General features: G+C 22.3%; 12 protein-coding genes and 2 other RNA genes. 6 read left to right on the top strand and 8 right to left on the bottom strand.

The window, feature by feature from the left end; translation table 11 throughout:
• Positions 1-191: 191 nt before the first annotated feature.
• The 7 genes from ssrA to hemW all read right to left on the bottom strand — a co-directional run bounded on the left by ssrA (position 192) and on the right by hemW (position 5,243).
• Positions 192-574, bottom strand: a transfer-messenger RNA (tmRNA) gene (gene ssrA, locus JIC14_RS00935).
• A gap of 93 nt (positions 575-667) precedes the next feature.
• Positions 668-757: signal recognition particle sRNA small type (gene ffs, locus JIC14_RS00930), an RNA gene on the bottom strand.
• A gap of 86 nt (positions 758-843) precedes the next feature.
• Entirely contained in the window at positions 844-1,290 is a 447-nt protein-coding gene (nusB, locus tag JIC14_RS00925; RefSeq protein ID WP_201329927.1) for a transcription antitermination factor NusB, read from the bottom strand.
• A gap of 49 nt (positions 1,291-1,339) precedes the next feature.
• Positions 1,340-1,807: a 6,7-dimethyl-8-ribityllumazine synthase gene (ribH, locus tag JIC14_RS00920; RefSeq protein WP_201329926.1), complete on the bottom strand. Its 468-nt coding sequence runs from the start codon at positions 1,805-1,807 to the stop codon at positions 1,340-1,342.
• 92 nt (positions 1,808-1,899) lie between these two features.
• On the bottom strand, positions 1,900-3,012 hold the full coding sequence (gene ribB, locus JIC14_RS00915; protein ID WP_201329925.1) for a 3,4-dihydroxy-2-butanone-4-phosphate synthase: 1,113 nt from the start codon (positions 3,010-3,012) through the stop codon (positions 1,900-1,902).
• A gap of 28 nt (positions 3,013-3,040) precedes the next feature.
• Positions 3,041-4,036, bottom strand: coding sequence for a tRNA dihydrouridine(20/20a) synthase DusA (gene dusA / locus JIC14_RS00910; protein ID WP_201329924.1), 996 nt, complete (start codon positions 4,034-4,036; stop codon positions 3,041-3,043).
• Positions 4,037-4,067: 31 nt separating this feature from the next.
• Positions 4,068-5,243: a radical SAM family heme chaperone HemW gene (gene hemW / locus JIC14_RS00905; RefSeq protein ID WP_201329923.1), complete on the bottom strand. Its 1,176-nt coding sequence runs from the start codon at positions 5,241-5,243 to the stop codon at positions 4,068-4,070.
• Between the two features lie 108 nt (positions 5,244-5,351).
• On the opposite strand from hemW, the gene gmk reads away from it, so the two are divergent.
• The 6 genes from gmk to grxD all read left to right on the top strand — a co-directional run bounded on the left by gmk (position 5,352) and on the right by grxD (position 8,895).
• Positions 5,352-5,993, top strand: a complete 642-nt coding sequence (gmk, locus tag JIC14_RS00900) for a guanylate kinase (RefSeq protein ID WP_201329922.1) — start codon at positions 5,352-5,354, stop codon at positions 5,991-5,993.
• Between the two features lie 34 nt (positions 5,994-6,027).
• Positions 6,028-6,237, top strand: a complete 210-nt coding sequence (rpoZ, locus tag JIC14_RS00895) for a DNA-directed RNA polymerase subunit omega (protein ID WP_201329921.1) — start codon at positions 6,028-6,030, stop codon at positions 6,235-6,237.
• A 117-nt stretch (positions 6,238-6,354) separates the two neighbouring features.
• Complete coding sequence (locus JIC14_RS00890; protein ID WP_201329952.1) at positions 6,355-6,726, top strand: hypothetical protein; 372 nt, start codon at positions 6,355-6,357, stop codon at positions 6,724-6,726.
• Positions 6,727-6,742: 16 nt separating this feature from the next.
• Complete coding sequence (locus tag JIC14_RS02110; protein WP_201329951.1) at positions 6,743-6,814, top strand: hypothetical protein; 72 nt, start codon at positions 6,743-6,745, stop codon at positions 6,812-6,814.
• A 1,192-nt stretch (positions 6,815-8,006) separates the two neighbouring features.
• Positions 8,007-8,546, top strand: coding sequence for an inorganic diphosphatase (gene ppa, locus JIC14_RS00880; protein ID WP_201329920.1), 540 nt, complete (start codon positions 8,007-8,009; stop codon positions 8,544-8,546).
• A gap of 34 nt (positions 8,547-8,580) precedes the next feature.
• Entirely contained in the window at positions 8,581-8,895 is a 315-nt protein-coding gene (gene grxD, locus JIC14_RS00875; RefSeq protein WP_201329919.1) for a Grx4 family monothiol glutaredoxin, read from the top strand.
• A gap of 458 nt (positions 8,896-9,353) precedes the next feature.
• Here grxD and ligA read toward each other — a convergent pair whose 3' ends face one another.
• The gene (ligA, locus tag JIC14_RS00870) at positions 9,354-11,402 is read right to left on the bottom strand and encodes an NAD-dependent DNA ligase LigA (protein WP_201329918.1); all 2,049 of its coding nucleotides are present in this window, start codon (positions 11,400-11,402) and stop codon (positions 9,354-9,356) included.
• Positions 11,403-11,441 lie beyond the last annotated feature (39 nt).

The following is an 11,441-nucleotide window of genomic DNA, read 5'->3' as shown; positions in this document are numbered from 1 at the left end:
ATAAATAATTAGAAAAAAATTTTTATAAAAAAATAAAATATGTTAATTGAAATTTATAAAATTTAATATAATTATGATATAAATTGAATTACTTTAATATAAAAATTATTACGTCATATACTCAATATTTCTTAGAAAGCTCTTAGAAGGAAGTTAATAAAAAAATTAATATATAAAAATATATATTAAAAATATGGAGGCGGCGGGAATCGAACCCGCGTCCAAGAATACTTTATAGACATTTCTACATATTTAGTGCTATTTTTTAATTTTTTAATCTTTTAAATGAAGCGAATGCACAAACTTCAAAAAGACGAGTTACTTTTTTTAACAATAGTTTATGTAACTTAAACTATTGCGATTTCATGATTTATTTAACTCCATTTATTAACTTCATGAAAAAAGAGAATTGGAGTTTAGTCTATATGACTATAATTTATTATGCTGCCAAACGTACTGGAGCGTATTTTGAATCATTTGCATTTAAAAGTTTTCTGGAATATATTTGCGAGTTAACCAGATCTCGATATGCTTTTTTCTATATTATAATCCTTGTCGAAACCAGATCGCCCCCTTTTTTAAAATTAAATTTTCTAAAAAATTTTAACATAAAGAAATATTAAAATCTATTTTTAAAAATAAATTTTAATTAAAATTTTTTAAATAGACGAGTCAAAAATTTTTAACACTTGTAAATATAACTATGGCTGCTTCGTTCCCGACCTGACCAGGTTTGTTATTTTACAATGTTTTAATGACTCGTCTTAAAATAATTATATACTATTAAAAAATAAATTTCATTTTTATTTTAAATTTTATATAATTTAAATTAATAAATATATTTTATTTGTTTTTGTTAATTTCTATATTTCGTATATTTAATGCAAGTTTATCTAAAATTTTATTTACATACTTATAACCATCAATATTTCCAAAAGATTTTACTAATTCAATAGCTTCATTAATTATTACTTTATAAGGAATTTCATAATGACTTTTTAATTCATAAGCTCCAATTAATAATACAATATATTCAATTGAAGATAATTCATTAATTGATCGGTCTATTATAGTTGATAAATCATAACGTAAAAATGTTATATTATTAATTACTCCGCGTAGTACTATATAAAAATATTTTTTATCAACTTTATAAAAATTAAAAATTTCTTTTATATATATTTCTATTAAATGAACATCCATATTATTAAAAAGCCATTGATAAATTCCTTGTAATGCAAATTCACGTGCACGATGACGAGGTGTTTTATTTTTTATTAAATTGGTCAATGATTTATTTTTATGATTTATAAAAATAATTATTTCTCCTTTAATTTTATTAATGTAATTTTTTTATAGAGGAAATTAGATTAGCAATTTCTATTGCGGCATATGCTGTTTCTATACCTTTAGTTAAGATACGAGAATTAGCTTGCTCTATATTTTCTGTAGTTAATATCGCATTAATAATGGGAATATTATTTTTAATACTAATTTTCATAATACTAGAAATCGTATTATTAGTAATTAATTCAAAATGGTAAGTTTCACCACGAATAATAACACCAATAGCAATTAATACATTAAATTTTTTAAGTTTAATAATATTTTGTAATGTTAATGGTATTTCTAATGCACCCGGAACGCTAATATGTAATATATTTTTTTCTTGTACTCCTATTTTTTTTAGCATATTTAGGCAGGATATTAATAATTTATATGATATTTTTTGATTAAAGCGTGATTGCACGATACCAATATATAAATTTCTTCCATTAAAATTTGATTTATAATTATTAACAATCATAATTTTCCTATGTTTTATTAAAAGAAGATTTTATTTTTAAATTTATTATAAATTATTTTTAATTTCATAAAATAAATTCAAGATAATTATATTTATTTTATTTTTATATTCAAATTCAAGAAAGGTGAAATATCATTTAAATGTGTCATTAATTTAATTTTTTTGATATTAAGATCTTTTAATATTTGCGCATTAATATTATTGATATGTATCAAATTAGTATCTTTATGATCTTTTGATTGAATTATATTATTTTTTTCGTTAATTATATTAAAATTTTTTAATTGATTAAATATATAATTTATAGAATTCTTAAAATTAACTAAAATTAAAATACCATTTTTAATCAATTTGATCATTTTCATTATTGAAGAAATATTTTGTGTGCATGAGTTTGTTTTAGTATGCAAAAAATCTAATATTGAAAATGGTTGGTTTAGCCATATTGGTATTGCTTTATTTGAAGTAATTGAACCGTGTATTAAAGTTAAATGAATATCATTATTTATTTTATCTAAATATATAATGACTTTAAATTTTCCATATAAAGTATTTATATTATATTCTGCTTTTCGTTTAATAATATTTTCATATTGATAGCGATAGCATATTAAATCAGAAATAGTACCAATTTTAATGTTATGAAATTTAGAGAATTTTATTAGATTTGGTAAGCGCGCCATTGTGCCATCATCATTTAAAATTTCACAAATCACCGCGGATGGTGTTAATCCCGCTAATTTTGTTAAATCACAACCAGCTTCAGTGTGCCCTCCTCGTACTAATACCCCTCCTTTTTTAGCCCGCAAAGGAAAAATGTGTCCAGGTTGGACGATATCAGAAGGTTTGGCTTTTTTTGATGAAGCAATTTTGATTGTATGTGCGCGATCTGATGCCGAAATTCCGGTTGTAACTTCATTTGCCGCTTCAATTGAAACGGTAAAATTAGTACCAAAAGAAGAATTATTTTTTTTTGTCATCATATCTAATTTAAGTTGAATACAATGTTCTTCTGTTAATGTCATACAAATCAAACCTCTTGCATATTTAGCCATAAAATTAATAGCATTTGGTGTTACAAAATCAGAAGATAACATAATATCTCCTTCGTTTTCACGATTCTCCGCATCTACTAGAATAATCATATTTCCCATCTTTAATTCAGAAATGATTTCTTTAGTAGGAGAAATAAATTTATTGTACATTATTGTTTTAAATGAATGATTTATAAAATTACTTAGGTATATTAAGAGTATTTAAAAATAATTGAAAATTATCAATAGTTAATAAATTTGGTTTTGATAAAATTTGTCTAAATTTTCGAGAACCTTTTATATTTTTCATTAATCCAAGCATATGTCTAGTTATACTATTAATATGTAGATTTTTATTGTTATTTAGTTGTTGACGAATGTATAATATCATACGATTTATGATATCAATACGTGTAGGTATTTTATATTGCGGCAAATTTGAATAGTAATTTAAATCAAAATTTGACATTAAAAATGGATTATTATAAGCCTCCCTTCCTAACATAACACCATCAATATGATTTAAGTGCAAGTCAATTTCTTTTTTTGTTTTAATTCCTCCATTAATAATTATTTCTAATTCAGGAAAATCTTTTTTTAAATTATAAACAAAATTGTATTTTAAGATTGGGATTTTTCTATTTTGTTTAGGGTTAAGTTTTTTTAAAAATGCATTTCTAGCATGAACAATAAATGTGCGACATCCAGCGGAAGCAACGGTACCCACAAAATCCCTGACAAAATCATAAGAATTGATATTATCTATACCAATACGATGTTTAACTGTTACATCAATTTCAACAGAATCACGTATTGCTTTAATACAATCAGAAACTAATAATGGTTTTGTCATTAAAATCGCACCAAAAAAACCGTTTTGTACTCGATCTGAAGGGCAGCCGCAATTTAAATTAATTTCATCATATCCCCATTTTTGAATAATTTTTGAGCTTTTTGCTAATTTCTTTGGTTCATTATCACCTAATTGAAAAGCAATTGGATGTTCTTCTATATTAAAGTCTAGGAAATTTTTTTTATTTCCTTTTAATATAGCTTGAGTTGTAAACATTTCTGTATATAACCAAGTATATCGTGTAATTTGTCTATGAAACATACGACAATGACGATCAGTTAAATTCATCATTGGAGCAATAGATATTTTTCGTTTATTATATATTAAATTTATGGTATTCATTTTAAATTTTTAGAATAAAATATAATAATATTTAATCATTTAAAAATATTTGCTGTAAATCGTTTAAAAAATATCTACCAAAGGTAGTAGGTTTAATATTTTTATTATTTCTTTTTAATAAACCAAGTTTTTCAGCATTTTTTAATTTAGGTTCAATAATTTTTATATTAATTCCTGTGCGATCAAAGAATAAATTGGGTGAAAAACCATTTTTTAATCTCAGTGCATTTAGCATAAATTCAAATACTAAATATTTTTTTTTTATTTTTTTTGATTTTGCAATAGAATTACCAGAAAAAATATTTTTTAAATAAGTATTTGGATTTTTATAACGTATTTGTCTAATTATATAATTAGGAAAGGATAACTTAGAATGAGATCCGGCTCCAATACCTAAATAATCTCCAAATTTCCAATAATTTAAATTATGTTGAGATTCATAACCGGTTTTAGAGTAAGCTGAAATTTCATAATTTTTATAATAATAACTTTTTAATAAATTAGTAATTTTATCCTGCATAATAGCATTTTTATCATTGTTTGGTAGAGATAATGGAGGATACTTGAAAAAATAAGTATTAGGTTCTATTGTTAAAGAATATAAAGATACATGAGGTGGGGAATATTGAATCGCATAATTTACATCAAGAATTAATTCAGATAATGTTTGTTTTGGTAATGCATATATTAAATCTAAATTGAAATTATTAAAATATTGTTTTGCTATTTCTATAGCATATTTTGCTTGTTTGCTATTATGGGTTCTTCCTAGTATATTTAAATGTTTATCATTAAAACTTTGGATTCCAATTGATAATCTATTAATACCAATAATACTATATGAATGAAATTTTTCAATTTCAAAGGTACTTGGATTAGCTTCTAATGTAATGCTAATATTTTCTTTTAATAATAATAATTTTTTTATATTATTCAATAGATAATCTAAACCAGTATCTGATATTAAACTAGGAGTTCCTCCTCCAATAAAAATTGTATGAATTTTTCTATTTAAAATTATAGGCAAAGATAATTCAATATCAATTAAAAGCGCTTTTAAATATTTTTTTTCTGAAATATTTTTTTTTATTTCGTATGAGTGAAAATCACAATAAGGACATTTTTTAATACACCATGGAAAATGAATATACAGCGATAATGGTGGTATTTTTTTTATATGTAAATTGTTAAGTTTTTGAGATTTCATTAAGTTTTATTAAATAAGTAATAAAATTAAATTTTTGTTAAAAATTTATATTTTTATAAAATATTTTAAATTATGTAAAATAAATTTTTTAATATTTTACCAAAAAATATGCTAACTTCTATAAGATCCTCTAAATCGTTTGGAAATATATTTATTATAGTCGCTCCGTCTGGGGCAGGAAAATCAACATTAATTAATGAATTTTTAAAAAAAGATCATAAAGTTAAATTATCTATATCAACCACAACTCGACCAATGCGTCCAGGAGAAAAAAATGGTCGTGAATATTATTTCACTAATATTAATAATTTTAAAAAACTTCAAAAATCTGGAAAATTTTTAGAATGGGCAAAGGTACATGGAAATTTTTATGGAACATCTTTTTTTCCTATAGTTAGAGAAATTAAATCTAATATAGATATATTATTAGAAATTGATTGGCAGGGAGCAAAACAGATAAAAAAAAAATTTCCTAATTCTATTGGAATTTTTATTATTCCACCGTCTTTAGATTCATTAAAAGAACGTTTATATAAAAGAGATCAAGATAAATATGATGTCATTTCTCGTCGTATTTTATCAGCAAATAAAGAAATTTCTTATGCCAATAAATTTGACTACATTATTATTAATAATAAATTTTCAAAAGCCTTATTTCAATTAACAGCAATTATTAATGCAAATCGCTGTAAATTTTCATATCAGGCAAAAAATAATATTTCTTTATTTAAAAAATTTAATATTTTATAATATCTTATTATTATACTTAAATTCAAGAGGTTTTATGGCTCGTGTTACTATTGAAGATGGACTTAAAAAAATTAATAATCGTTTTAAATTAACGCTTTGCGCGGTTTATCGCGCACGCCAATTATTACAAGGTCATGCTAAAAAAATAATTGGTTATGATAATGATAAAGTTACAGTTGTAGCATTACGTGAAATTTCATCAGGAAAAATTGGTGTAGAAATGTTAAAAAAAGTTCCATATTGAAATTATATTTATTAAAATAATAAATTTAGAGTTTACTTGAAAAATTTTTTTATTTCTAAATTAATTATTGCCTCTCAAAAAGTCGATTAGCCTTATGGTAGGTAGAAACGAAAAAAAATAATTGAATTATATCTATGGTGTAAAATAGAAATACTTAGCATAACTAAAAAAAGTGATAAAATTTTTAAAAAAGTTTCATTGAAAATTAATGAAAAGGGATTATTTACTAAAGAATTAGAGATGGCAATAATTAAAGGTGAAGCTGTAAAGGTGAGGCTGTATTTATTTATAAATTTATTAAAGGATATACCAATAAATTTTCTAAGTGGTTTTATACTTAATACAATTTTAAAAAGAGAAGATACGCGTGATGCGTTTTTATATCAAATAATCATATTTTTTTATATACTTCCTAAAAATGAAGTAGTTGGTACTAATAGTTTACGTAGAAAAGTTTTAATAAAATTATTTTTTTTCATTAGTAATTAAATTACTACGAGGTAATATGAATACTCGACTCAATAAATTATATAAAGGTGAGTATGCTTCTATTATTTTAGACGTAGCTAGTCTTTAAAAGATTAAATTTAAAAAAAATATGTTGTTATTTAGTTGAATCAAATTTTACCAGTTCCCGGATAAGATGCTTTAAAAATTGAAATTCTAGATAATCGTAAGAAATTAATAAAAATGTTAATCCTATCACTATTTTAGTGAGTAAATTATTTTGTAATTTTAATAGAAGTTGTGAAATTTCTTTACTTAATGGATTAAAAATAATAACAGTAGAAAAATAATAACAGTAGAAATTAAACGGTTTTATTAATGCACCAGAATTTCAGGGTTTTATGTAATGGAATTATTAAAAAAAGGTACTATAGAAATTATAAGATCATATGAAGAAAAAAATGTAATAATTAAATAAATTTATTTTTAAAAATTCATCTGTAATAATTACACAATCACTAAAACAATTAAAAATATTCGTAAGAAATATCTCAAAATTAGAATTTTATTCCATAATTTTTTACTTTTTCAAATTTTTTTATTAAAAAATAATTTAATTTTTAAAAAGTTATTAATAGTTTATGTGCTTATAATTTAATAATATTTATAAATATAAATGCAATTCACGAGACTCTTTAATACATGAATTTAGTACTCAAAAAAAATAATAAGTGACCTAATAATATAAAATGGTATTTTAGGTCCAGGAAATAAATCTGCATTAAAAATATATAAATTTAATATACTAAATACAGAAATTATATAGTAAATTTTAGAAAAAACTAATTCTGAAGGTTTTTTGTAAAATTATTATAAAAAATATTAATAATATGTAGTTAAACAGAATAAAATTTTTTGGTGATTTCTTAGAAAAAAAAATTGGGAAAAAGTGAGGTATATAAGTGGGAATTATATTTATGCTTACTTATAGATTAAACATTTCTTCTAATTGACATGTAATTCAAAGATTGGAAAATTTATTAAATTTCGATAATATTTAAATTATCACTAGCTCCGAATTATTAAAAATATTTCAAATTATTAAAAAAATCTAAATTAAAAAATATAGAAACAAAAATGAAAAAAAATTATTGTTTCATCATACTTGTACTGTAGAAATTGCGTATTTTTTTAGGATTTTCTTATATAAAATTAATTAAATCAGGAAAAAAAATTATTATCTTTATTAAAAAATATATAAATATAATATTATATATTATAATATTTTTAAAAATTTTGATCTTAAATTATCTTTTTTAAATATGAATTTAAATAATATTTTACCTGGAAATAATTTACCAAATAGTTTTAATGTTATTATTGAAATATCCGCTAATAGCGATCCTATTAAGTATGAAATAGATAAAAATACTGGAATGATATTTGTGGATCGTTTTCTTAGTACTTCAATGTGTTATCCATGTAATTATGGATATATTCCAAAGACATTAGTTGAAGACGGAGACCCAATAGATGTTTTAGTATTAACACCATTTCCTTTAATTCCTGGTTGTATAATATCATGTCGCGCAATAGGTTTATTAAAAATGATGGATACTGGAAGTATAGATATAAAAATTTTATCGGTTCCTATTAATAGAATATGCCCTATATATTCAAATATAAAATCATTTAAAAATATCCCCGATTTTATTTTAGAAAAAATAAAACATTTTTTTGAGCATTATAAGGATTTAGAAAAAAATAAATTTATTAAGATAGAGAAATGGGAAGATAGTCAAATTGCTCAAGAAAAAATTTTATCTAGTATATTAGCATATAAAAGTAAATTTTTAAATTAAACTTAATTATTAAAGTAATATTTACAAGGTTTTTATGAAAAAAATACAAGAATTAATAAAAAAAATAATAACAACTAACAGAGTTGTATTATTTACAAAGGGAACCGAAGAGACTCCTCAATGTGGTTTTTCTGGCCATGCAATTCACTTATTAAAAATAAATAATTTTAATAATACTGCCATTATTAATGTATTGGAAAATTTAGAGATACGGGAAGGAATTAAAAAATACTCTAATTGGCCAACTATCCCCCAATTATATGTTAATGGAAAGTTTATTGGAGGATCTGATATTATGAATGAAATGCATATATCTGGAGAATTAAAAAAATTATTAAAATTAATATAAATTTATTAGGTATCAAGTAAATTCTTTTTTTGGTTTCTGGTTGTTTTAAAACTCATAATTAATTTAGATTTATAATTATAGTAATTACCATTATAACGATAAGCAAACATAAATTTTTTTTAGATAACTCTCTAATATCATTAGTTAGTTGAGTTTTATGATTAATTTTTTTTAATTAATTAAAAATATTTTTACTTAAAATATATTCAATATATTGACTAATTATAGCTAATTTTGAAAATAATTTATTTTTCAAGTATTTATTATAAAAATAGTTTAATTTCATCATTACATCTATAAAATCATCTGATAATAATACTGAAAAAGATTTATTATTTTATAATTTAACGAGCACATAATATTATATCTAAATAAAATTTATGTGCTCTATCTCTATTTTTTTGCTATTTTAAATTTTTTATTTTATAGAATTTACTAAAATGAGATTTAATTAAATCTTATGAATTATTTTTTAATATTTTTGAAAAATTTTTCTCATTTAATATCTTAATATTAAGTTTTATAGCTTTTTCAATTTTTTTTCCTGGTTTTTGACCTTTTACAAGGTAATCTGTATTTTTTGATATAAAGTTAACAACTTTCCCGCCTAAATTTTCTATCAATGTTATTGCTTCATTACGTTTAAATACATATAAAGATCCAGTAAAAACAAAAATTTTTCCTTTTAAATATTTTTTTTGATCTTTAGTGGCGGAATTTTCTAACCAATATATACCGGCGTCGCATAATTGAGAAATTAATAAACGATGTAATGGTTGATTTATAAATTTAATTAATGCTTTTATTGTAGTTGAACCAATTTTTGGAATATTTAATAATTGTACTTCGGTAGCTTTAAGCATGAATTCTAAATTTTTAAAATGATTGGCAAGTTTTTTTGCTGCAATTTCTCCTACGTGACGAATTCCTAGCGCATAAATAAATCGAGAAAATGTAGTTAATTTTGATTGTTGTATTGCTAATAAAATATTATTTGCTAATTTATTAGATATATGATCCAATTTTAATAGATCTTTTAAGTTAATTTTATATAAATCTGCGGCCGTAATAATAATGTTGATATCAACTAATTTTTCAATTATTTTTTTTCCTAACCCAATAATATTCATTGCTTTTCGAGATGCAAAATGTTGCAATCCAGCTTTGCGTTGAGCAATACATTTAATCCAGCTACCACTACATCTTGCGATTGAATTAGATTTTATGTAAATAATTTTTGAATTACATACTGGGCAAATATCTGGTATTTTAAATATTTTAGAATTATTAGGGCGGAGACTTAAAATAGATGAGATAATTTTAGGAATAACATTACCAGATCGATGTATGATAACAGTATCACCAATTTGAATATTTTTACGATATATTTCCGATTCATTATGTAAAGTTGCTCGAGTTATAGTAATTCCATCAATTAATACCGGTTTAAGTAAAGCTACTGGTGTAATAATACCGGTTCTTCCTATTTGAATATTTATTGCTTTAATTTTAGTTAAAGCTTTTTTAGATAAAAATTTATATGCTAATGCAAAACGAGGTGCTCGCGATGTAAATCCAAGTTTTTTTTGTGTAGATAAACAGTTTATTTTATATACCACTCCATCTATTTCATATGGTAAATCAAAGCGTTTAATGTTTATTTTTTTATAAAATTCAAGAAGTTTATTAACGCCTAATAATACAGAATATTCAGTACATACTGATAGGCCTATTTTTTGATACCAATTTAGTAATGTAGAATGAGAGGATGGCATTTTCATTCCTCTTAATTCACCAATTCCATGTGCAAAAAAATGTAATATTCTATTTTTAGTAATTTTGGGATTTAATTGACGTAAACTACCAGCTGCTGCATTTCTAGGATTAGTAAATTCTTTTAAACCCAAATTATATCTATATTGATTTAATTTTTTGAAATCTTTTTTATATATTAGTACTTCACATCTTACTTCTAATAATTCTGGTGGATTTTGTATATTTAGTACTAATGGAATTTTATGTATGGTACAAATATTATTGGTTATATTTTCACCAATATTACCATCTCCTCGTGTAGAGGCTTGTTTTAAATAACCATATTCATAACGTAAATTAACTGCAATACCATCAAATTTAAGTTCTGCTATATATTCAATATTTTTAGTTAATTTTAATTCGTTAGTAATACGCTTATCAAACATTATAATATCTTCATCTGAAAAACCGTTATCTAAAGACATCATTTTAAATGAATGATGTACATGTTTTAAATTTGAAAAAATTCTTCCTCCAACATGCTGAGTCAATGAATCTTTTGTTAATAATTCTGGATATTTTTCTTCTATTTTTTTTAATTCAAAAAATAGTTGATCATATTTATTGTCGGATATAATTGGATTATCATGTAAATAATATGCTATATTGTGACGATGTAATTCTTTTTTTAATTTAGCAACGCGCAAAGATAATTTTGAAAAATTTATTTTTTTTTTAGTATGAAAATTCATTTCAGCATAAAATTACAAATTTATTAAAAATGTCATTAT

The organism is Candidatus Profftella armatura (Diaphorina cf. continua) (assembly GCF_016593155.1).
In the GTDB taxonomy this organism is placed as follows: domain Bacteria; phylum Pseudomonadota; class Gammaproteobacteria; order Burkholderiales; family Burkholderiaceae; genus Profftella; species Profftella armatura_A.
This window is presented reverse-complemented; position numbering and strand designations above follow the sequence as displayed.